Origin of the sequence: Cloacibacterium caeni (assembly GCF_907163105.1) — a bacterium.
GTDB classification, from domain to species: Bacteria; Bacteroidota; Bacteroidia; order Flavobacteriales; family Weeksellaceae; genus Cloacibacterium; species Cloacibacterium caeni_A.
The window spans coordinates 81,410-103,690 of sequence record NZ_OU015321.1; the positions used below are offsets into that span (position 1 = coordinate 81,410).

20 protein-coding genes are annotated in these 22,281 nt (G+C 33.2%); 9 read left to right on the plus strand and 11 right to left on the minus strand.

All coding sequences use genetic code 11. The features are described from left to right. Nucleotides 1-272: 272 nt before the first annotated feature. From ygiD to KKQ76_RS00435, 6 genes are all read right to left on the minus strand, one after another. Nucleotides 273-1,100, minus strand: coding sequence for a 4,5-DOPA-extradiol-dioxygenase (ygiD, locus tag KKQ76_RS00410; RefSeq protein ID WP_213195330.1), 828 nt, complete (start codon nt 1,098-1,100; stop codon nt 273-275). Nucleotides 1,101-1,166: 66 nt separating this feature from the next. Then, entirely contained in the window at nt 1,167-1,676 is a 510-nt protein-coding gene (locus tag KKQ76_RS00415) for a YceI family protein (protein WP_104794258.1), read from the minus strand. Between the two features lie 17 nt (nt 1,677-1,693). Beyond that, complete coding sequence (locus KKQ76_RS00420) at nt 1,694-1,900, minus strand: hypothetical protein (protein ID WP_213195331.1); 207 nt, start codon at nt 1,898-1,900, stop codon at nt 1,694-1,696. Between the two features lie 142 nt (nt 1,901-2,042). Next, entirely contained in the window at nt 2,043-2,807 is a 765-nt protein-coding gene (locus KKQ76_RS00425) for a TIGR03915 family putative DNA repair protein (protein ID WP_213195332.1), read from the minus strand. 159 nt (nt 2,808-2,966) lie between these two features. After that, nucleotides 2,967-4,223, minus strand: a complete 1,257-nt coding sequence (locus KKQ76_RS00430) for a putative DNA modification/repair radical SAM protein (protein ID WP_213195333.1) — start codon at nt 4,221-4,223, stop codon at nt 2,967-2,969. Nucleotides 4,224-4,364: 141 nt separating this feature from the next. After that, entirely contained in the window at nt 4,365-5,840 is a 1,476-nt protein-coding gene (locus KKQ76_RS00435) for a helix-turn-helix domain-containing protein (RefSeq protein ID WP_213195334.1), read from the minus strand. Nucleotides 5,841-6,066: 226 nt separating this feature from the next. Here KKQ76_RS00435 and aceB point away from each other — a divergent pair, with 226 nt between their 5' ends. Continuing rightward, the gene (gene aceB / locus KKQ76_RS00440) at nt 6,067-7,638 is read left to right on the plus strand and encodes a malate synthase A (RefSeq protein WP_213195335.1); all 1,572 of its coding nucleotides are present in this window, start codon (nt 6,067-6,069) and stop codon (nt 7,636-7,638) included. A 94-nt stretch (nt 7,639-7,732) separates the two neighbouring features. Then, nucleotides 7,733-9,010, plus strand: a complete 1,278-nt coding sequence (aceA, locus tag KKQ76_RS00445; protein ID WP_394369354.1) for an isocitrate lyase — start codon at nt 7,733-7,735, stop codon at nt 9,008-9,010. A 207-nt stretch (nt 9,011-9,217) separates the two neighbouring features. On the opposite strand, the gene KKQ76_RS00450 is transcribed toward aceA, so the two are convergent. From KKQ76_RS00450 to KKQ76_RS00460, 3 genes are read right to left on the minus strand one after another with little or no spacing between them, the layout of a single operon-like run. Then, nucleotides 9,218-10,003 (minus strand): DUF1829 domain-containing protein, encoded by a 786-nt coding sequence (locus tag KKQ76_RS00450; RefSeq protein WP_213195336.1) that lies wholly within the window; start codon nt 10,001-10,003, stop codon nt 9,218-9,220. Further along, a complete protein-coding gene (locus tag KKQ76_RS00455) occupies nt 10,000-10,500 on the minus strand; it encodes a DUF6978 family protein (RefSeq protein WP_213195337.1) in 501 nt (166 codons plus the stop codon). Before KKQ76_RS00455 ends, KKQ76_RS00450 begins: the two co-directional genes overlap by 4 nt. A 32-nt stretch (nt 10,501-10,532) precedes the next feature. After that, a complete protein-coding gene (locus tag KKQ76_RS00460) occupies nt 10,533-12,950 on the minus strand; it encodes a glycoside hydrolase family 31 protein (RefSeq protein WP_213195338.1) in 2,418 nt (805 codons plus the stop codon). A 196-nt stretch (nt 12,951-13,146) separates the two neighbouring features. Between KKQ76_RS00460 and queD the strand changes: the two genes are divergently transcribed. The 6 genes from queD to KKQ76_RS00490 all read left to right on the plus strand — a co-directional run bounded on the left by queD (nt 13,147) and on the right by KKQ76_RS00490 (nt 19,631). After that, on the plus strand, nt 13,147-13,593 hold the full coding sequence (gene queD / locus KKQ76_RS00465; RefSeq protein WP_104794264.1) for a 6-carboxytetrahydropterin synthase QueD: 447 nt from the start codon (nt 13,147-13,149) through the stop codon (nt 13,591-13,593). A gap of 62 nt (nt 13,594-13,655) precedes the next feature. Beyond that, nucleotides 13,656-14,459 (plus strand): UDP-2,3-diacylglucosamine diphosphatase, encoded by an 804-nt coding sequence (locus tag KKQ76_RS00470; RefSeq protein WP_213195339.1) that lies wholly within the window; start codon nt 13,656-13,658, stop codon nt 14,457-14,459. Between the two features lie 135 nt (nt 14,460-14,594). Continuing rightward, entirely contained in the window at nt 14,595-14,981 is a 387-nt protein-coding gene (locus tag KKQ76_RS00475) for a GxxExxY protein (protein ID WP_213195340.1), read from the plus strand. 37 nt (nt 14,982-15,018) lie between these two features. Next, entirely contained in the window at nt 15,019-16,098 is a 1,080-nt protein-coding gene (locus KKQ76_RS00480) for a LuxE/PaaK family acyltransferase (RefSeq protein WP_213195341.1), read from the plus strand. 9 nt (nt 16,099-16,107) lie between these two features. Continuing rightward, nucleotides 16,108-16,647 (plus strand): hypothetical protein, encoded by a 540-nt coding sequence (locus KKQ76_RS00485; RefSeq protein ID WP_213195342.1) that lies wholly within the window; start codon nt 16,108-16,110, stop codon nt 16,645-16,647. Between the two features lie 128 nt (nt 16,648-16,775). Then, nucleotides 16,776-19,631: an alpha-amylase family glycosyl hydrolase gene (locus tag KKQ76_RS00490; RefSeq protein WP_213195343.1), complete on the plus strand. Its 2,856-nt coding sequence runs from the start codon at nt 16,776-16,778 to the stop codon at nt 19,629-19,631. A 157-nt stretch (nt 19,632-19,788) separates the two neighbouring features. Here KKQ76_RS00490 and gap read toward each other — a convergent pair whose 3' ends face one another. Together gap and pfkA are read right to left on the minus strand one after the other, a co-directional pair. Further along, nucleotides 19,789-20,793, minus strand: a complete 1,005-nt coding sequence (gene gap / locus KKQ76_RS00495) for a type I glyceraldehyde-3-phosphate dehydrogenase (RefSeq protein ID WP_104794269.1) — start codon at nt 20,791-20,793, stop codon at nt 19,789-19,791. A gap of 29 nt (nt 20,794-20,822) precedes the next feature. After that, nucleotides 20,823-21,809 carry a 6-phosphofructokinase gene (gene pfkA / locus KKQ76_RS00500; RefSeq protein ID WP_213195344.1) on the minus strand — a complete coding sequence of 329 codons (987 nt, stop codon included), beginning with the start codon at nt 21,807-21,809 and terminating at the stop codon, nt 20,823-20,825. A gap of 110 nt (nt 21,810-21,919) precedes the next feature. Here pfkA and KKQ76_RS00505 point away from each other — a divergent pair, with 110 nt between their 5' ends. Then, nucleotides 21,920-22,273 (plus strand): hypothetical protein, encoded by a 354-nt coding sequence (locus KKQ76_RS00505; protein ID WP_213195345.1) that lies wholly within the window; start codon nt 21,920-21,922, stop codon nt 22,271-22,273. The last annotated feature ends 8 nt before the right edge of the window (nt 22,274-22,281 follow it).

Here is a 22,281-nt window from a genome sequence, read left to right on the forward strand (position 1 = left end):
TTCGGGCTTTATCAATCTTTATTACTGATATTTACTTCTTTACCAAGTAATTTACAGTTAATATTTAATGATTTTTTTTCAATAAGTAGTATTATAACTTTAATAACGCTTTTTGTACTCGCAGTTTACTATGTATTTGTTAAAAAACCAGATTTAATCATTGATTTTTTTAAACTGGATAAAGGTTTTGATAATAATGAAATTACAGTAAGTAACCTCAATTCTGATACTATTTTGCAAATAGGAATGGTTTTTATTTCACTCAATTTGTTTTAGTCTATGTAAACACTCGTCATGCTTAGACTTCCACCAATGAGTTCGTCGTTAAAAAGTGATATATTGTCGTTTTTTTCTTTCAGACCAAGCGTATAAATCAGTGGTAAATAATGATCAGGAGTAGGAATTGCATTTTGCAGTGCCGTTCCTTGTTTTTCAAAATGAATTAAATTCTGAAAATTTCCATCAAGAATCCATTCATTCGTTTTGGCTCTCGCTTCTATTGCCCAGTCCCAACCAGCACCAACGGTATTGATGTTCTTCCAGTCAATCATTCTTAGATTGTGAATTACGTTTCCACTTCCGATAATCAGAATTCCTTTTTCTCTTAATTTTTGTAATTTTTTAGCCAAATCAAAATGATATTGAGCAGGCTGCGTGTAATCTATACTCATCTGGATTACTGGAATATTTGCTGCGGGATACAAATGTTTAATTACGCTCCACGCTCCATGATCTAGTCCCCAACTATCGGTTTCTATAACTGAAGTTGGTGCCAAAAGTTCTGCTGTTTCTTTCGCCAATTCAGGATTTCCTTTTGCAGGATATTCTACCTCGAAAAGTTCTTGCGGGAATCCATAAAAATCATGAATTGTTTTCTGCATTTCTCCCGAAGTTACATAAGTTCCTTTGGTGTACCAATGTGCAGAAATACACAAAATAGCATTGGGAGTAGGAATTTTTTTAGAAATTTCTCTAAATCCTCTCACAAATTGGTTTTCTTCTATTGCATTCATCGGCGAACCATGTCCTAAAAACAGAACCGGCATTTTTTCACTTTTGGGCAATTGTTCAGAAATGTATTCTAGTACGTTGATATTCATTTTAATTAAAAATTGATGCAGAATGCTTTAGAGCATTCTGCATCCTTTCATCGTTTGTGTTTGTTATTATCCTTTTACGAATTGTAATTCTCCAGCGATTTTTACTTCATCGCTTACTAAAACACCGCCAGTTTCTAAGGCTGCATTCCAGTTTAGACCGAAATCACTTCTTTTAATTTTTCCTTCAAAAGTAAATCCAGCTTTAGTATTTCCCCAAGGATCTTGGTTGATTCCACCAAATTCAACTTCTAATTGTACAGGTTTAGTAACTCCGTTAATAGTTAAATGTCCTGTTACATCATCAGCTAAAGAAGCACTTTCGAAAGTAATGGTTGGGTTTTGTTCAGCGTTGAAAAAATCTGCACTTTTCAAGTGAGTATCTCTATCTGCATTATTTGTGTCAATAGAATCTGTTTGGATAGTCGCGCTTACCTTTGCATTTTTAAAAGTATCATCTTCTGCTTCTACTTCTGCAGTAAAAGTGTTGAAAGCTCCTTTTACGTTAGAAATCATCATGTGTCTTACTTTGAAGGTAATTTCACTGTGCGTAGTGTCTAAGTTCCATTTTGTTGCCATAATATTTTGTATTTTAGTTATTTATTATGATGCAAATGTACAGCGAACAGAATCGTAGATGCATTGATGTAAGATAAGAAATGATTTTTTTTAGAAGCAAGACGTTTTTGCTTTTTTAGACTTTCGGTCCAGCTTTTCGCACTCGCATTTTTACGTGATGGCGAAATAGCGTTCAATTCTTCAAAAGAAAATTTCAGTCTCGCCATCACAGAAAAAGTGCTCAAACAATGCTACAATCTGGGCTAGAATCAGGTTTAGTTTTTCTTTTCACTTTTAAAAATTTAGAAGAAAAATTAGCATAATTTGTGTATTGTAGAGAAAAATCTCTGCCTTTACCTCTACCTCTACCTTTACCTTTACCTCAACCTAAAACTTCTCCGTCAGATATTTCCAATAACGTTTCGGAACCCATTGAATATGGAGTTTCATGTTTTTTCGTTCAGGAATTCCTGTTTTTACAAAGTAACGTTGCCAAAGTGTTTGGTATTTTTTCTCTTCCTCGTGATGGAATTGTTCAGAATTTCTAAAATTTTGTAATTGAGAAGAATCAGGCGTGAAAAAATGGACTTCTTTTAAATCGTAGAAAATTCCATAATGCCTTTTCAAATCGAAAATCATCCATTTTTGGTCAGCGTATCTTTCTTTAAAGTGTTTTCTGATAAGTGGTAAAACATTAAAGTCAGGTTCTATTTTGGCAAAATAAACTTCGTCTTGCAGTAATTCAAATCGTACAAAAGCCAGCATTCTGTGTCGTTCTCTACTTACGCTTCTGCAAATTTTAGAAATTTCTAGAATGTCATCATTCCCGAAATTTTGTAAAATATTTTGCTTCGGATGTTTTATAGAATGCCGAACTGCGCTTAAAATTAATCGTTCTAAGTCTTTTCTCTCCGACAAATAAACCATCATGAGTTGAGAAATGCCTTCTTTGCCGAAATTTTCTTCCAATTTTTTCAGAACTCGGTCAGATTTGGTAAAATTAGTAATGACATCGTGTGTTTCTGCGAAGAAATTCTCTTGACTGTAATTTTGTTGAGCAACAATTTCCACCACATCATATTTGTACTCGAAAACTTCAAATACAGTCGTCATTAATCCTTCAAAAGTGGAATCGTAGAGTAAGGTGGTCATATTTTAAACGCAAAGGCGCTAAATAATTTTTATTTTATCATTGTTTTTAAGACGCAAGAAAATCAAAGATTTTCAGATTAGTATTTCAACGAAGTTGAAAACTTTGCGACTTAATTTTTTGTCATTATTTTTAAAAGTGTTTTGCGTCATTGCGTAGATTTAAAACAAACTCAATTGCTCCGAAAACGGATTTTGCCATTTAGATTTCATGCCGTTTACAATGATTTGTCTGAAATTTTGCTCATCAATCAGTCGGTTGAAAATATTTTGACTTTCAAATTCTATAAAGTATTTGGCTCTGTTGGTTGCAACGCCCATTTTTTTGAGGTGCTCTAAATTCAGTTTCTGAAATTTTCTCGCCATCAGAATTTTATTTACAGAAGTTACACCCACTCCAGGAATTCTTAGTAGCATTTCTTTCGGAGCGGTATTGATATTTACAGGGAACTTTTCTCTGTTTCTTAGCGCCCAAGCTAATTTTGGGTCTACTCCTAAATCTAAAAACGGATGGTTTTTGTCTAAAATTTCATTGGCATCAAAACCGTAAAACCGCATCAACCAATCTGCTTGATACAGTCGGTTTTCCCTTTGCATCGGAACTTGTGCATGAATGGAAGGTAAATTTTTATCTTCTAAAACAGGAACGTAACCAGAATAGTACACCCGCTTCATGTTGTAATTTTGATAAAAATGTTTGGCTACATGAATAATTTTCAGGTCGGTTTCATTGGTTGCGCCTACAATCATCTGTGTGGATTGACCAGCTGGAGCGAATTTTGGAACTTTTCTGAAAATTTTTCTTTCTTCTTGATAAACCGTTAAAGCATTTTTAATAAAACCCATCGGTTTTATCATGTCTTGATGAGATTTTTCGGGAGCGAGAAGTTTTAAACCAGATTCTGTAGGGATTTCCAAATTAATGGAAAGTCTGTCTGCATACAGACCAGCTTCTCTAATTAGTTCATCACTTGCGCCAGGAATGGTTTTCAGGTGAATATAACCATTGAAGTTGTGCTCTTCTCTCAGTTTTTTGGCAATTCTCACCAATCGTTCCATGGTGAAATCTGCATTTTTAAAAATTCCAGAGCTTAAAAACAAGCCTTCAATGTAATTTCTGCGATAAAAATTCATCGTAAGGTCTACCACTTCTTCCACCGTGAAAGCTGCCCGCTTTATGTCGTTTGATTTTCTGGAAACACAATATAAACAGTCGTAAATGCAATGATTGGTTAAGAGAATTTTGAGCAAAGAAATACATCTGCCATCTTCAGTAAAGGAGTGACAAATTCCCGCAGTATGACTATTGCCTAATCCGCCTTTGTTTTTACGATTTCCACCACTCGAAGAGCAGGAAACGTCGTATTTAGCAGCGTCTGCAAGGATTTCTAATTTTTCTTTTATTCTGTCGAAATTCATAATTTTCTCTGGTCAAAGATAGTTCGCGCAAAATAAAATTTCAATAGATTTTGTCTAAAGTTATCCGCAAAAAATGTTAAAAAGAGTTAATTGCAATAGTTAAATTAAATCATAGCAAAATCGCAAATCACAAATCGTAAATTAGAGCACTTCTTTTCTGATTTTTGCAATCGCTTTTTTCATGCTTTCATTGAAGTGTTCTTTTTCTAATCGTGTTGGAGGTGCTTTTCTTACTTCGCAATCAGAGATGCTACAAGTTTCGCAGGTTACGCCTACATCTTCAGATTTAATGCTGTCGTTTTTTGCAAATTTTATTTTTTTTAAAGAATTAGAATTCAATAAAATTCCCAAGCAGTAACTTCTGTTGGTTCCGTCTGAAAATGGATTTCTGTGCGAGGTAGAAATGACCAGATAGCTCAGTCCAGAATCTTTGTAATGAGAAATTTGTGCAGAAGTGGCGGTCTCATTTTCTTTCAGTTCTTTTAGATTTTTAATGGCAACCCAACGTCTGCAATAATGTTCATTGGTAGCGTTTCCGTGCGGAGCTTGTTGTTGATTTAGGTGTAATTCCTTGAGGATTTGCACTTTATCTGTGTTTTTCTTTTTGACGAAACATAAATAAAATAAATCTTTTATTCCGAATTCGGCTGAAAGTAAATTGGTTAATCGGTAATAAAAAGTTTCAGGAGAATTGGTGAAATGGGCAATTAATTCATCGAATTTTTGAGAATTAAAGTCTGGTTCGTCAAAGAATTCTTCTGTTTTTTCAATCAATTCATCTTTTGGAATCAGAATACAACCTGCAAAATAAGAAGCGTAGAAATTACTCAATAATTCTTCGAAACTCGTAAAATCTAACCAAGAATAGGTGTTAGGTCTTGGTGTTAGTTTTAAAACATTGAAACCAATTTCTTTTGCGAAGATGAAGGTTTTTTGATTTTCGTCTAAAAGTTGATTCAAGAGAAGTAGGTTTTTCTCCGGAATGTAAAGCGAACGAAGATTGTTGAGTGTTCCGTGATTTTCAAAATTTTCAGATTTTATTTCGTAGCCGAAATTTTCGGTAAGAATTTTTTCTAAATGTTCAATGTCTATATTTTTTCCGAGTTTTAAATTGTTTTCAAAAGCGAAATCTTGAGCCGTTTTTTCAATATCTGGAAAATGATTGTCGTATAATTCTTGAAAACTTCTCACCACGGCGAAGTAAAAACGCTCTTTTCCGAGATTGTAATTTTGGGAAATTTCAATTAAAGTGTTGATAAATGCAGTTACTTTTTTAGGAGCTTCACTGATGATATTAATGAGTGTATTCTTATTGATTCCAAAAAGTTCTAGAGGAACTTCTTTGAAGAAATCACTTTGTAAAATCTCACTAAAAGGAGCTAGGTTTTTGTCCAATTTGGTAGAGACTAGATCGTCAAATTTACAATTCAATACATCAGCTAACTGAATGATTTTATCATGTTTAGGATATTTTTTTCCGTTTTCTATTTCGTTGAGATAAGATTTAGAAAGTTTGGTTTTGTCTGCTAAATCTTGCAAAGACCAATTTCTTTTTTGTCTCTGTTGTCTCAGTTTTAAACCAAAAACGGTCTTGATAAAATCACTTTCGCTACTCATAATAAAATTTTTATTGAATCTAAATAAGTGGTAAAACCCTTTAAAATTCAAAGATAAGAAATATAAGCGATTTTTCGCATAATAATTTTTTCTAAAAATTTAGCGAACGTTCGCTGTAAGTGAAAATATTTTCTATATTTGCAAAAGAACAAATTCAAAATCTATTCATTTCGTTTCAAATAAAACTAATAACCACATTTTTTTGAAACCCACAACAAAATATACTATGGAGTCTAATTTTAAAATCACAGCCACTCATCATTATCCCGAAATTTTCTCGGAAGAATTGGTGAAATTTTTGATTCACTTGCATAAAAAATTTAATCAAGACAGATTAGAATTGTTGTCTGCAAGGAAGATGGTGCAACAAAAAATAGATGAAGGAGTTTTTCCAAAATTTCCAGAAGAAACTTCAGGAATTAGAGAAGAAAATTGGGTGTGCAGCAGATTGCCAAAAGATTTACAGGATAGAAGGGTAGAAATCACAGGTCCTGTTGATAGAAAAATGATTATCAATGCTTTAAATTCTGGAGCGTCTACTTTTATGGCAGATTTCGAAGACTCTAATTCGCCGACTTGGGAAAATTGTATGGAAGGACAAATTAATCTTTCTGATGCCATCAATAGAACCATAGATTTTGTAAACGAAGAAGGAAAAGCATACCAATTGGGAGAAAAATTAGCGGTGCTTTTGGTAAGACCTCGTGGTTTACATTTAGACGAAAAAAATATAATGATAAATGGAGAAAAAGCTTCTGGTTCACTGATTGATTTCGGGATTTATTTTTTCAGAAATGCGAAAAGATTATTAGAAAACGGCAGTGGTCCTTACTTTTATTTACCAAAATTAGAGCACTATAAAGAAGCACGATGGTGGAATGAGATCTTCAATTTCTCACAAAATTATTTAGGTATTTCTCAAGGTACTATTAAGGCCACAGTTCTCATCGAAACCATTACTGCTTCTTTTCAGCTCGATGAAATTTTATACGAACTCAAAGAACACAGTTCTGGACTCAATTGTGGTAGATGGGATTACATTTTCTCTTACATCAAAAAATTCAGAAATCACAAGGAATTTTTAGTTCCAGGCAGAGATCAAGTGACCATGACTTCGCCTTTTATGAGTGCCTATTCTAAACGAGTGATTCAGGTTTGTCATAAGCGTGGAGTTCATGCAATGGGAGGAATGGCAGCACAAATTCCCGTAAAAAATAATGAAGAGGAAAACGAATTGGCATATGCAAAAGTTCGCGCAGACAAAGAGCGTGAAGTGAAAAACGGTCACGATGGAACTTGGGTAGCACATCCTGGTTTGGTTCCTGTAGCGAAGCAAATTTTTGATGAATTTATGCCTACTCCAAATCAAATAGATAAGAAACACGAAGAATATCAAATTTCTGAAGCAGATTTGTTAGAAGTTCCGAAAGGTGATATTTCTGAAAAAGGCGTGCGAAAAAACATTAACGTAGGAATTCTTTATATAGAATCTTGGTTGATGGGAATTGGAGCAGCTGCATTGTATAATTTAATGGAAGATGCTGCAACTGCTGAAATTTCTAGAACTCAAGTTTGGCAATGGCTAAAAAATCAAGCAAAACTGAATGATGGAAGAACATTGACCCAAGAAATGGTTCTGAAATTTGAGAAAGAAGAACTCGAAAATATCAAAAAATATGTGGGCAAAAATCGTTTCGAAAAAGGAAAATTTGATTTAGCAACAAAACTCTTTAATGAGTTGGTTTTCGATGAAAATTTTGAAGATTTTTTAACCTTAAAAGCGTATCCGTTTATCTAGATGTGAGATTCGAGATACGAGATACGAGATTTTTAACTCGGAACTCGAAACACGGAACTCGTATCAAAATTTTAACAAACAAACCCAAAATATCATGAACAGACAAGAACAAATCCAAGCGCTCGAAAAAGAATGGAGAGAAAATCCAAGATGGAGCGGAATTACAAGACCTTATTCGGCTGAAGAAGTTTTAAAACTCAGAGGAAAATACAAGTTAGATTATACCATTGCTACTCAAATGTCTGAGTTGCTTTGGAAAAAGCTAAACAGTCAAGATTTTGTTGCTGGATTAGGAGCCTTAACAGGAAATCAGGCGGTTCAGGAAGTTGACGCAGGTTTAGAAGCGATTTATCTTTCTGGTTGGCAAGTTGCCGCAGATGCGAATCTTTCTGGAGAAATGTATCCTGACCAATCGCTTTATCCTGCAAATTCGGTTCCTGCAGTGGTAAAAAAAATCAATAATGCGCTTTTGAGAGCAGACCAAATTCAGTCTGTAAATGGAGGTGATGAAAAAGATTATTTGGTTCCAATTGTTGCCGATGCAGAAGCTGGTTTTGGTGGAAATTTGAATGCTTTTGAATTGATGAAACAAATGATAGAATCTGGTGCAGCTGGTGTTCACTTCGAAGATCAATTGTCTTCTGCTAAAAAATGTGGGCATCTTGGAGGGAAAGTTCTCGTTCCTACTCAAGAAGCGATTAATAAACTGATTGCGGCAAGATTAGCAGCCGATGTTTGCGGAGTTCCTACTGTTTTGGTAGCAAGAACTGATGCTGATGCAGCAGATTTATTGACTTCTGATATTGATGAAAGAGACCATAAATTTGTAACTGGCGAAAGAACTTCTGAAGGTTTTTTCCAAGTAAAATGTGGAGTAGAACAAGGTATTGATCGTGGACTTTCTTACGCTCCTTATGCAGATTTAATTTGGATGGAAACTTCTAACCCAGATTTAGAATATGCGAGAAAATTTGCAGAAGGAATTCATGCGAAATTCCCAGGTAAAATGTTGGCTTACAACTGTTCACCTTCTTTCAACTGGGCAGCGAAATTAACCGTTCCTGAAATGGAAACATTCCGTGAAGAATTAGCAAAAATGGGATACAAATTCCAATTTATTACTTTGGCAGGTTTCCACGCTTTGAATACTGCAATGTTCGAATTGGCATTGGCTTACAAAGAAAGAGGAATGGCAGGTTACAGCGAATTGCAAGAAAGAGAATTTGCATTACAAGCCAAAGGTTTCCGTGCAGTGAAACACCAAAGTTTCGTAGGAACTGGTTATTTTGATGCAGTTCAAACTACTGTTACTTCTGGAAATGTTTCTACTACAGCTTTAGCTGGTTCTACGGAAACGGAGCAATTCCATTAATTAAGAGCCAAGCAAAAGGTAAAAAGAGCCAAATAAAAAGACTCAAGTAAAAAGTAAGAATAGAGTTTAAAGGATTCTGAAATTTTAGAAAATAAAAAATGATTTATTCATAATTCATTTCCATTTGTCACTCTTAACAAACAAAGAGTCCATAGTTTTTAATTTGTTGAAAAATCGCCTCGCAATTTTGCGAGGCGATTTTGTAATTTATGCAGAGTTTAATAATTCAATGTTTTTTTCTTCATCTTTTTCAGACCAAAGAATATATTTAGCATGTTTTGATTCTAGAGCTTCTAAAAATTCTAATTTTATATCTTTATTTATGTCATTAATTATTGCTATTGCATTAACTTCTTTTTTAGTGATTTTTTCTCTAACAGGTTTTATATCTTCCCATGCAAATAAAAAACTAGGTAAGTTACTTTTACTTATAGAATTAAAAGATTTAATAACAGTCTCTGAATTTCTTTTTGCTAATTGGAAATCAAAAGTAAATTCTAATCCTGTTTCTCCTTTTGAAATGAAATCAGGTGTAAAAATGATTTGTTTTTCATCTAAATAATTTCTAACATCTTCTTTGAAAATTGAATTAACATTAGCTTTTGATAAATAGTATAAGTCATTTATTTCTAAAATTCCTGCTAAAAAATTATGTTTGGATTGAGAAAAGTTTTCTAATTTTGAATCTATTACTAATTCATCATTCTCTTCTTTTAAACCATAATTTAATAGAATAGAATCTAAAATGGATCTGCGATTTTTTGAACCTTGAATATTCACTCCTAAAAGTTCTAAATTATTAAAGGTTTCACCATTATCGCTTAATCGAACCTTATCTCCAAAAATTTTTGCATAAATATCTATGCCATCATTAAAAGCTCCAATAAATGGAGTGTTTATGACTGCCCAATCATTATTAGAATCTTCTTGGATAAAAGTTTTTTCTTTTAACCAATCGTAATATTCTTTTACATATTTATTTACCCAAGTCAAAATAGAGAATCGTGTATTTTAATTATTGATGTAACGTTTATTTTTCTTGCAAATGTAAGTAATAAATCACTTATTTGAATGTTTGAATAATCTTCATTAATTCCAAATTCATTCAATTTTAAAGGTATCGCCCATGCTAATGGTTTATAGCCTTCAACATAAAAATGCATATGAGGTTCATTAATTGTAAACCATTTACCAACATATGGTTTTAATTCTTCAGGTACAAAATTATTTATTTCAGCTGGATTTTGATGAGTGCCTTTGAAATCAACTCTTAATAAACCTATATTAGTTAAAGCTTCTTGATGATGTAAAGTAGTTTTAAAAGAAATTTTATGATTAGCAGTGACCTCAATGAAAAATTCGTAATTTCTTTCATTTGGAGAAATTAAATAAATTCTATTTTTCTTTTGGGTTAAATCAACTTCAAGAAGAGGATCTTTTAAAACCTTTTCTAAACTAATCAAATATTGTGCTTCTTCGTTTGTAAACAAAATAATTTTTTTATTAAAATTAATATTTTTTTTTAAATATGCAACTTAATTTTCACTTTACTTTCCTTGGCAGAATCCCAAACCAAATTCACTTTCAAAGTTTTCTTTTCAGAATCATAAGTGTATTCTAATTTTTTACAACCTGCTTTTACAGAATTTGGATTTTTAGAAACATGGTGAATAACGAGTTCTATATTTTTAGATTTTGCTGAAAAATTTGCGCCCACTTCATTATCTAACTCAAAAGTGATGGTTTTTCCGTTGGTTTCGGCTTCAAATTCCATCATTTCAAATTGTCCTTTTTCGTAGGCTCCGTTTTGTAAACCATCGTCATTGTACAATTTAAGTTGGGTTTCTTTTACTTTTTCGTCAAAATAATAATGTAAAATCAAAGAATTTCCATCATATTCTTTGGTAGATTGCATCGGTTTCGCCATCGGAATAATACTTCCTGCTCTTATAAAAGTTGGGATTTTATCTTCTTCCGTGACAAAAGTTTGAGTAGTTCCGCCAGAAATTTTTACATCAGTATAGAAATTTACCCAATCAGAATTTTTAGGAAAATAAACGGTTTGTTCTTTTTGTCCTTTATTTAAAATCGGAGAAATTAAGAAATCTTTGCCCCAAAAATAAGCAGTATTATACGTGTACAATTTTTGATTTTCTGGTTCTTCAAAAAATAAAGGTCGCATTAAAGGCGTTCCGTTTTTATGATTTTGGAAAACCAAATTATAATTATAAGGAAGCAAAGCATAACGCAATTCAATGGCTTTTTTCGCTAAAATTTTTGCTTTTTCGCTTCTGTAAACAGGTTCGCTTGGTACATTTTCATCAGCGTGAGGTCTGTAAATTGGGTTAAAAACGCCGTATTGCAACCAACGAGCATACAATTCATCGTCTTCATTTTTTCCTGCAAAACCTCCCAAATCACTGTGCATAAACGCAATTCCTTGCAATCCCATTTGCAAAGCAATATCGGGCTGACTTTGTAATCCTCCCCAACTTCTAGAAACGTCGCCACTCCAAGGAACGAGCCCATTTCTTTGAGCTCCAGAATAACCTGCTCTCATCAAAATAAACGGACGGGAATTTGGTGAAGTTTCTGCAAAACTTTCTTTCACTAATTTCGCCCAATCCATTCCGTAAATATTGTGAACTTGGTCGCCATTTTTTCCGTTTCCGTGAAGAATGGTAGAAGGATGAACTTCTGGCTCTCCTAAATCTCCCCAAATCCCTGTAACGCCTTGATTTAATAAGTCTTTGTAAATGTTTTTGAACCAAGAATTTCCTTTTTGGCTGTAAATGTCAATCAAACCAGTGTGCCCGAAATAAAAATCGTACATAAATGCTTTTCCCTCGTTGTTTTTTGCCAAAATATCTTTGTCAAGAGCTTCTTGATAACGCGAAGAAGTATTCACCACGAAAGGTTCGGTGATGAGAATGGTTTCTACGTTGTTTTTTCTCAAATCATCAATCATTTGTTGAGGTTTTGGGAAATTATCTTTGTCCCAAGCGAAATTTCCGAGTGTTCCTTGAATAGATTTTCCGAACCAATATAAATCTAAAATCACTGCATCAACAGGAATTTTTTCTGCTCTAAATTTTTCGATGGTTTCCACGGTTTGTTGTTGCGTGTGATACCCAAATTTACTCGAAAAATTCCCTAAACTCCATCTTGGAAGCATCGGTTGTTTTCCTGTTAAATCTGTGTAATTTTTAACCAAATCTTCCCAAGAATTTCCTGAAATGACTTGATACACTTTTCTTCCAGAAACCGTTTCGTAAGTCAATGAATTGTCTTTTTTGCTGTCCAAATCGAGGTAACCAATAGGAGCATTGTCAAAATGAATCAAATATTTTTTACTTGAAACTACAATTGGCATCGTGAAATTGAGCAATGGAGCGTGAGTTTCAAAACCGTAATGAGCACGATTGTAGAGCATTAGTCTATTTCCTCGGCGATTCATTCCGAGCGCTCTTGCTCCAGCTCCATATAAAACTTCGTCTGGAGAAAGATTGAAATTTAAAGTTTCAAAATTTTGTGGATGATTATTGATTTCGCCGTTTTCATAAGTTCCGTAACCGTTTTTTTCAGAAATCAAGAGTTCATCACCTTTGTAATAAGAAATTTGAAAAGGCACTTTTTGAATTTTTACTGTAATTCCAGATGTTTCAATCCATGCAAAACCTCTGGTTTCTCTGAAGTTGTATTTTACATCTTTTGGTGAAAGAATTACGGCGTGAGAATTTTCTGTAAGTGTTTGATTTTTTGGGATAAAAGCCGTTTCTACCATTTCTGGCGTGTAGAATTTCACTTGATATAATCCATCATTGACAGAAATTTCGGCGGTGTTATTTTTAAATTCAATTTTTTGAAAAAATCTTTGATTATTTTGTGCAAAAAGATTGGTTGCCAAGAAAAGCAACAAAAATCTGAAAAGGTTTTTCATCTTCTAGAGCATTTAAATTTGTTAGCGTAAAGGTAAGGAAATTTAAATTTAAAAATTTATGAAATTTATCTTGAATTTTTCTCTCGCAGATTAAGCAAATTAGACTGATTTTAAATTCTAATCATCTGCTTAATTTGAAAAATCAGTGAGAGATTATATTGTAATTTCAAATTCAAAAATTCTCTATCTTTGCACCATGATACGCATTACTAAAATTTTCACCTTCGAGACGGCGCATGTTTTGTATAACTATGACGGCAAATGCAAAAATATGCACGGACATTCTTACAAGCTTTTTGTTACCGTAAAAGGAACTCCTATTAATGACATCAATAACGTGAAAAACGGAATGGTGGTGGATTTTGGAGATATCAAAAAAATTGTAAAAGAGGAAATTGTAGATGTTTGGGATCATGCGGTTTTATTGAATGCTTTGACACCGCACAAAGAATTGGGAGAAGATTTGGCTCAAAAAGGACATAAAGTAATTGAGTGTAATTACCAACCGACTTGCGAAAATATGCTCTACGAAATTGCCGAAAAAATTAAGAATAAATTGCCTTCTCACGTTCAATTGGCGTATCTGAAACTCCACGAAACCGAAAATTCTTACGGAGAATGGTTTGCGGAAGAAAACAGTTAATGTGCTAATTTGATGATGAGATAATGAGATAATTTTTTACTTTGAACCTTGAAACTCGAACCTTGAAACAAATAAAATTACAGCCTAATAAAAAAATCTATTTTGCGTCTGATCAGCATTTTGGTGCGCCAACTCCAGAGTTGAGTAAGCCAAGAGAAGCTAAATTTTTAGCATGGTTAGACGAAATAAAACAAGATGCGCAAGTTCTGTTTTTGATGGGCGATTTGTTTGATTTTTGGCACGAATGGAAATATGTAGTTCCGAAGGGTTACGTGAGGATTCTAGGAAAATTAGCCGAACTGAAAGATAGTGGAATTGACATTTATTTCTTCGTAGGTAACCATGATTTATGGATGAAAGATTATTTGGAAGAGGAAATCGGCATTCCGGTTTTTTTTGAAAAACAATATTATGAAGTTTCTGGGAAAAACTTTCTTTTAGCGCATGGAGACGGACTTGGACCAGGCGATAAAGGTTATAAGAGAATGAAAAAACTCTTTACTAATCCTATTGCGCAATGGTTTTTTAAGTGGCTTCATCCTGATATTGCGATGAAAATTGCGATTTATTTTTCTACCAAAAATAAGATGATTAGTGGAGTAGAAGACATGAAGTTTTTAGGCGAGGACAAAGAATTTCTCATCATTTATTCTAAAGAAAAATTGAAGTCTGAAAATTTAGATAACTTCGTTTACGGTCATCGTCATTTGCCTATGATTATAGATTTGAAAGTTGATGGAAAGGAAGCGAAATACATAAATCTAGGTGATTGGATTTCGTATTTTACGTATGGTGTTTTTGATGGAGAGGAATTTAAAATATTGAAACACGGAGACACAGAGAATGCACAGAGCACACAGGAATAAAAAGCTTTTGCAAACTTTGTAAGTCCGTGGTTTAAAGAAATACGGAGACACAGAAAATAACAGAAAGCACAAAATTAATTCTCTGTGGGCGCTGTGAAAAACTCAATGTCTCTGTGGCTAAAAAAATAATATAGTATGCACGAAAACGAAATTTCTAAAATTATTTTTGATTTGGGACTAAAAATTCATAAAAATCTTGGTCTTGGACTTTTGGAAAGTGCTTATGAAGAATGCTTATTTTATGAAATTTCAAAAGCTGGATTATTTGTAGAAAAACAAAAACCAATGCCATTAATCTACGAAGAAGTGAAATTAGATATTGGCTATAGAATTGACTTATTAGTTGAAAAAAGCGTTGTAATAGAAGTGAAATCCGGTGAAGCACTAAACGATGTGCATCTTGCTCAAGTTTTAACTTATTTAAAATTAAGCGGTTGTAGATTGGGATTACTTATTAATTTTAATACTAACTTATTTAAAAACGGTTACAGAAGAATATTGAACGGAAATGTTTCCTTATAATAACTCTGTGAACTCCATATAAAATCTCTGTATCTCTGTGTTTAAAAATATTTTCAATATAAAATCTGAAGCAGATTTCCAAGCGGCATGTTTGGAAACATTTCTCTATCAGTACGAAAATGTAGAAGTTTACCGAAAATTTGTAGATTTTTTAGGTAAAAATCCTTCGGAAATTAAAGAAATAAAAGATATTCCGTTTTTACCAATCGAAATGTTTAAAAACCATTTGGTATTAGACAAAGTCTTCGTGAACTTCGTTCGTAAACCTTCGGTTTATGCTCAGACTGACAAACCTTTAAGTTATTTTCAAAGTTCGGGAACGACTCAGATTCAGACGCGTTCTAAACATTATATTGCAGATTTTAACCTTTACGAAGAAAGTATTTATAAGAGTTTTGAGCAGTTTATAGGGAAACCAGAAGATTATATTTTCTTAGGATTATTGCCCAATTATTCAGAAAATCCGTATTCTTCATTGATTTATATGGTAGATTTTTTGATGAAAAAGTCTGGAAAGCCAGAAAACGGATATTTTCTCTATAATCACCAAGAATTGTTTGAATTGTTACAGAAATTAGGTCAAGAAAATAAAAAAGTAATTCTTTTCGGTGTTTCTTTTGCTTTGTTAGATTTTTTAGATTATTGTCATTCTGAACGAAGTGAAGAATCTGTTTCAATTCGTTCGGAATACCTCACAGTCATAGAAACGGGCGGTATGAAAGGCAGAAAAGAGGAAATGACCAAAGATGAGCTTTTGAAAACTCTACAAAAAGGTTTCGGAACTGATAAAATTTTCTCTGAATATTCGATGACAGAACTGCTTTCTCAGGCTTATTCTTTAGGAGAAAATGTATACGAAACGCCCAATTGGATGCGTGTTCTCATCAGAAATACCGAAGATCCGTTTTCTTATATGGAAGCAGGGAGAACTGGCGCCATTAACATCATAGACTTGGCGAATAGACATTCTTGCAGCTTTATTGCGACACAAGATTTGGGCAAAATTGTAAATGATTTTGAGATTCTTCGCTATGCTCAGAATGACAAACACTCGTTTCAGGTTTTGGGAAGAATTGACCATTCTGATATTCGCGGTTGCAGTTTATTGGTTTCATAAAATTCTGCGATGATTAAAGTAGAGGAACTTACTTTTGCCTACATTCAAAAATTTTGCGATTTTGAAAAAGATATTGTCTTGACCAATCATTTCAATACCGATTGGGAAGCTGATATTTTGGTGATTAATCAGGAAGGTTTTTCTCATGAAATTGAAATTAAGTTATCGAAGAGCGATTTCAAAAATGATTTCAAAAAATTTTATCAAAATCAAAATAGCGGAGAAAAATTTCTGAAGCATGACAAAATTGGTTGTGGTGATTATGTTTGTAATCATTTTAGTTTTCTATTGCCAATGGGAATGATTGCATTGGAAGAAATTCCTGAGCATTGTGGCGTGATAGAATTTTATCACAATGAAGATACTTGGAAAACGGAATTCTATATCCGAAGATTGCCTCAAAGAATTCATGAAGATCTTTATTGGAATCTAGTAGACCAAAAAGATTTTTTAAGAAAATTATCTAGAAATTATTACTTCAAAAAACTAGAATTAAAAGGAAAAACAGAAGAATTTATTTTCAGAAATGAATTGGGAAATAAAAAATAATATTCCTTTTTTTAAGATTTGTGTTAAAAAAATGACTTTTTTTTTCTAGAAAAATTACAAAAGTCATAAAAAAATGCTTCTTAAAAAGATTTCTTTTATATATCTTTACTTTTTGAAATACGAACAAAATGAAACATAGATTTACTTTATTATTAGTACTATTAATGCAGTATTTTGCATTTAGTCAGACCTTAGTTAATGTAAGCTATTCTGTTAATCCGCCTACTTTTGAAGAGACAGAATCTGTTACAGTAAGTTTTACGATTAATGAAAACTCTTTTGGTGTAGCTTCTTCACATGATTTGTATTTATGGGCATGGTCATTTGACTCTGCTAATACGAATGCAAATTCCCCTACTAATGGAACATGGAGTTCTTCAGGTGCTACTAACAAACTTACTTATGCTGGTGGGAGCTCTACAGCTGCTACATATACTTACACTATGAATACTGTAAAATCATTTTACGGTAATAGAACAAATCCTTTATCAAGAATAGGATTTTTAGTAAAAACACTTACTGGTAACTATAAATCACAGGATATAGTTCTGCCTGTTGGGAAATTTCAGATGAGCTTAACCAATCCGGTTGCGGGAAGTACTAACTTCTATAATTCTGGAAGCAGTGTAATAGTAAGTGCAACGACTTCACAAAATGCTACTTTTAAACTGAAAGCAAATGGTAACGTTGTAAATTCTACAAGTACAGGTGCTACTTCTTATAATTATTCTTACACGGTAACTCAGGATGCAGCATTAGAATTAGAAGGGACTAGTACTATAAATAGTGAAGTGCAAACTAAATCCTTTACAGTGGTTACTACACCAACAGTTCAAACAGCAGCAATTCCTTCTTGGATAAGACAAGGTATCAATTATGATGCTAATGATGCTACAAAAATTGGATTGGCAATTTATGCTCCTGGAAAAAGTTATGTACATGTAATCGGTAGTTTTAATAATTGGACGGTAAATAATGCGTATCTTATGAAAAGAGATACCACCAATCCAGATTTATATTGGATAGAGATTACTGGATTAACTCCACAGCAAATTTATACCTTCCAATACAGAACGAATGATGGTAAAAAGGTAGCAGATCCTTTCTCTAGATTAGTGCTTTCTCCTGATGATGACACTTGGATAGAAGCTGCAGATTATCCTAATTTGCCAGCATATCCTGCTGGTCAACAGTTTGATGTTTCTGTAGTGCAAACAGGAATGCCTACTTATAATTGGCAAGTTCCTAATTTTACTAAGCCAGCTAAAGATAACCTTATTGTTTATGAACTTTTAGTAAGAGATTTTACAGTAGAACAAAACTGGCAATCAATGATTGATAAAATTCCATATTTAAAATCTTTGAAAATAAATGCAGTAGAATTAATGCCAGTAATGGAGTTTGAAGGAAATAATTCTTGGGGATACAACCCGTCATTTCACTTTGCTTTAGATAAAGCGTATGGAACTTCTGATAAATTTAAAGAATTTATAGACAAATGTCACCAAAATGGAATTGCGGTAATTCTAGATATAGCCCTTAATCATGCTACACAAAGAAATCCATTGGTAAGATTGTGGAATAATGATTCAGATGGTGATGGTTATGGAACACCTAACTCTTCTAATCCTTATTTTAATACTGTTGCAAAACATACGTATAATGTAAATGAAGATATGAATCATTCTTCTACTGCTACTCGTTATTATGTAGAAAGAGTTTTAGAGCAATGGATTACAGAGTACAAGATTGATGGTTTTAGATGGGATTTAACAAAAGGATTTACTCAAAACTGTACTTCTTCTGATGAAACTTGTACTGGAAATTATCAACAAGATAGAGTAGATGTCTTAAAATTATATGCAGATAAACAATGGAGTTTTGATCCAAGTTCTTATGTTATTTTTGAACATTTAGGAACGGATGCAGAAGAACAGCAATGGGCGAATTACAGAATAGCAGAAGGGAAAGGAGTAATGATGTGGGATATTTTGAACTATGCTTATAATCAAAATACTATGGGATTTACTTCTGGAAGTAATATTGGTAGAGCAGACTATGAAAGTCATGGTTTTGCAGAAAGAAGAAATAAAACCTATGGAGAAAGCCATGATGAAGAAAGATTAATGTATAGAAATCTTAATTCTGGAGCGAGCAATGGAACTTATAATGTTAAAACTTTAGCAACTGCTTTAGAAAGACAAAAAGCTTTTGCGGCAACTTTATTTACGATTCCGGGGCCTAAAATGATTTGGCAGTTTGGTGAACTAGGATTTGATTTAAGTATCAATAGATGTACAAATGGAACGATAAATAATGGTTGTAGAACAGATCCTAAGCCAAGTGCTTTTTCATCTACACTCAATTATTATAATGATACACAAAGAAAATCTGTTTATGATGCTTGGGCGAAAATTATCAATTTAAGAGTGAATAATGAAGTTTTCAATACCAAAACATATACTATCAATTCTGGTGATTTAATGCCTAGAATCTATATTTGGAATGATGCACTTCCTTCTACATCGCTTAAAAATGTAGTGGTATTGGCGAACTTCACGCTTTCTTCTCAGAATATTACGCCATATTTCCCTTACACAGGAACTTGGTATAATTTAATGGATAATTCTACCCTTAATGTAACCAATACTACAAGTCCAGTAACACTAAATCCTGGTGAATTCAGAATTTTTGGAAATGCAACTGCTTTGTCTACTAATGATATGGTAAAACCTTCTCAGTCTCAAAAATTAGAAGTGTTACAAAATCCTGCTACAAATGGAGTAATTCAAGTAAGATATTCTAATGCTAAAGGTGGTAATCTTTATCTTTATGATTTAAGTGGTAAAATGCTTAAAACTCAAAAAGTTTCTGCCAATTCTGGAGATGATACCATTTCTGTGAGCAATTTACAAAGTGGTAATTATTTACTGATGCTGAAATCAGATCAAGGAATGTCTGTTTCAAAAGTAATTATCAAATAAGATTACAATATAAAATCAAATAAAAAGCCACTCGAAAGAATGGCTTTTCTATTTTTGAAAATGGGTACATGGTTTTTCCAATCTTGAAAATATTGACATAAAAAAAACCTTCAGAATGTTTCCGAAGGTTTTTATGTTTGATATTATTTCTTGCTAATTATAAAGAAGCAGAGTGTAATAATAAATCTGTTAACTTGTTAGAGTAACCAGTTTCGTTATCATACCAAGAAACTAATTTTACGAAGTTTGGTGATAACATGATACCAGCATCTTTATCAAAGATAGAAGTTCTCTTATCTCCTACGAAATCTTGAGAAACTACTAAATCTTCAGTGTAACCTAAGATTCCTTTTAATTCACCTTCAGAAGCAGCTTTCATAGCAGCGCAAATTTCTTCGTAAGAAGTAGCTTTTTCTAATCTTACTGTTAAATCTACTACAGAAACGTCAGCAGTTGGTACTCTGAAAGACATTCCTGTTAATTTTCCGTTTAATGAAGGAATTACTTTACCTACAGCTTTAGCAGCACCAGTAGAAGAAGGGATAATGTTTAATAATGCACTTCTACCACCTCTCCAGTCTTTCATAGATGGGCCATCTACAGTTCTTTGAGTAGCTGTAGTAGCGTGAACAGTTGTCATAAGACCTTCTACGATACCGAAGTTTTCGTGAACTACTTTTGCTAAAGGAGCAAGACAGTTAGTAGTACAAGAAGCGTTAGAGAAAATTTGTAAATCAGCAGGTAATTCTTTGTGGTTTACTCCCATTACAAACATTGGAGTATCATCTTTAGATGGAGCAGAAAGAACTACTTTTTTAGCACCTGCATTAATGTGAGCAGAAGCTGTACCTTTATCTAAGAAAAGTCCTGTAGATTCTACGATATAATCTGCACCTACTTCGTTCCATTTTAAATTATTAGGGTCTCTTTCAGAAGTGATTCTGATTGTTTTTCCGTTTACTACTAAGTTATTTCCTTCTACTCTTACTTCTCCATTAAATTTGCCGTGAACAGAATCATACTTCATCATGTAAGCCATGTATTCTGCGTTGATAAGGTCATTAATCCCTACGATTTCAATGTTATCTCTTTCTAACATTGCATTGAAAACTAGACTTCCAATTCTACCGAATCCGTTGATTCCTACTTTAATTGTTGACATATTTTTTGTTTTTAGTTGTTTAAATTAATTTACATTGCCAAGATTTCTGCAATCTGGAGTAAATCTTGATTAATTTCATTATGCTTTCTGATCGCATCTTCTATTGGCGTAAAAACTAAATCGTTTGATCTAATTCCTGCCATTACATTCGTTAATCCTTTCATAAGTCCTACTACAGCTCCATATCCCATTCTACTTGCCAAAACTCTGTCTGCACAACTTGGCGCACCACCTCTTTGGATGTGTCCTAGAATGGAAACTCTAATATCATAATCTGGGAATCTTTGTTTAGTTTGTTCGGCTAATTCATAAGTAGAAGCTAATCTCTCACCTTCAGCTACAATAACAATACTAGAAGTTTTTCCTCTTTTTTGTGCTTTTTCGAAAGTTTCGAACAAATCTTCTAAACTGTCTTTTTTCTCAGGAATAAGAATGTCTAATGCTCCAGAAGCAATACCGCTGTTCAAAGCGATAAAACCAGCATCTCTTCCCATTACTTCGATGAAAAATACTCTATTGTGAGAAGTAGCAGTATCTCTAATTTTGTCAATGGCTTCCATTGCAGTATTCAGTGCAGTATCATAACCGATGGTAAAGTCTGTACCGAAGATATCATTGTCAATGGTTCCTGGGACACCAATTACTTTTACGCCAAATTCTTCTGCGAAAATTTTAGCTCCTGTAAATGTACCGTCTCCACCAATACATACTAAAGCGTCAATACCGTTTTTCTGGCATTGTTCGAAAGCTTTTTGTCTACCTTCCTCGGTTCTGAATTCTTTAGAACGAGCCGAACGAAGGATAGTTCCTCCTAAATTGATAATATTGCTTACAGAACGAGGTCCCATTTTGGTAAAGTTACCTTCTATAAGACCAGTGTAGCCTCCTCTTACTCCTACACATTCTATTTTATGGTAGTTAGCAGTTCTTACCACTGCTCTAATTGCTGCATTCATTCCCGGTGCATCTCCACCCGAAGTAAGCACCGCGATTTTTTTCAAACTTGCGTTACCCATAGTATTTTAATTTGACATGCAAATTTACAAAATAATACAAAACGGGATACCATGTTTTTGGTCATATTTGATTTTTTGGCTATTAATAAAATATTGCTATTTTTGTAGAAATGAACAAAAAATTACATTCAAACAGAAAATTTCTGGCGTCACTTTTTGCAAGTGTATATCTGTTTGCTGTAGTATTTTCGGGCTTTTTCCATACGCATACCAATAATTTCAAAGAAGATTTACTGTCTTTTAGCAAGAAACCCGTTTCTGAAAAAATTGTAAATTTTGGTGGAGTAGATGATTGTTTCTCTTCACACTTTTTTAATGCTGGGATAGGAATTTTAGATGCCGATGCAAATTTTCTGTTCATTATTTCTAAAAAATTTACGCTTAAAAATTTCCAATATCACTTTACTGTACCTACAGAAAAAGTAGTATTCTTCTCATTACGGGCGCCACCAGTTTTCATTTAGAATTTTTT

Coding starts and splice junctions, on each gene's coding strand:
- KKQ76_RS00475 (WP_213195340.1), top strand. CDS start 14,595: ATGCACGAAAACGAAATTTCTAAAATTATTTTTGATTTGGGACTAAAA.
- ygiD (WP_213195330.1), bottom strand. CDS start 1,100: ATGAATATCAACGTACTAGAATACATTTCTGAACAATTGCCCAAAAGT.
- KKQ76_RS00485 (WP_213195342.1), top strand. CDS start 16,108: ATGATTAAAGTAGAGGAACTTACTTTTGCCTACATTCAAAAATTTTGC.
- KKQ76_RS00490 (WP_213195343.1), top strand. CDS start 16,776: ATGAAACATAGATTTACTTTATTATTAGTACTATTAATGCAGTATTTT.
- KKQ76_RS00425 (WP_213195332.1), bottom strand. CDS start 2,807: ATGACCACCTTACTCTACGATTCCACTTTTGAAGGATTAATGACGACT.
- KKQ76_RS00460 (WP_213195338.1), bottom strand. CDS start 12,950: ATGAAAAACCTTTTCAGATTTTTGTTGCTTTTCTTGGCAACCAATCTT.
- KKQ76_RS00430 (WP_213195333.1), bottom strand. CDS start 4,223: ATGAATTTCGACAGAATAAAAGAAAAATTAGAAATCCTTGCAGACGCT.
- gap (WP_104794269.1), bottom strand. CDS start 20,793: ATGTCAACAATTAAAGTAGGAATCAACGGATTCGGTAGAATTGGAAGT.
- KKQ76_RS00505 (WP_213195345.1), top strand. CDS start 21,920: ATGAACAAAAAATTACATTCAAACAGAAAATTTCTGGCGTCACTTTTT.
- pfkA (WP_213195344.1), bottom strand. CDS start 21,809: ATGGGTAACGCAAGTTTGAAAAAAATCGCGGTGCTTACTTCGGGTGGA.
- aceB (WP_213195335.1), top strand. CDS start 6,067: ATGGAGTCTAATTTTAAAATCACAGCCACTCATCATTATCCCGAAATT.
- aceA (WP_394369354.1), top strand. CDS start 7,733: ATGAACAGACAAGAACAAATCCAAGCGCTCGAAAAAGAATGGAGAGAA.
- queD (WP_104794264.1), top strand. CDS start 13,147: ATGATACGCATTACTAAAATTTTCACCTTCGAGACGGCGCATGTTTTG.
- KKQ76_RS00435 (WP_213195334.1), bottom strand. CDS start 5,840: ATGAGTAGCGAAAGTGATTTTATCAAGACCGTTTTTGGTTTAAAACTG.
- KKQ76_RS00415 (WP_104794258.1), bottom strand. CDS start 1,676: ATGGCAACAAAATGGAACTTAGACACTACGCACAGTGAAATTACCTTC.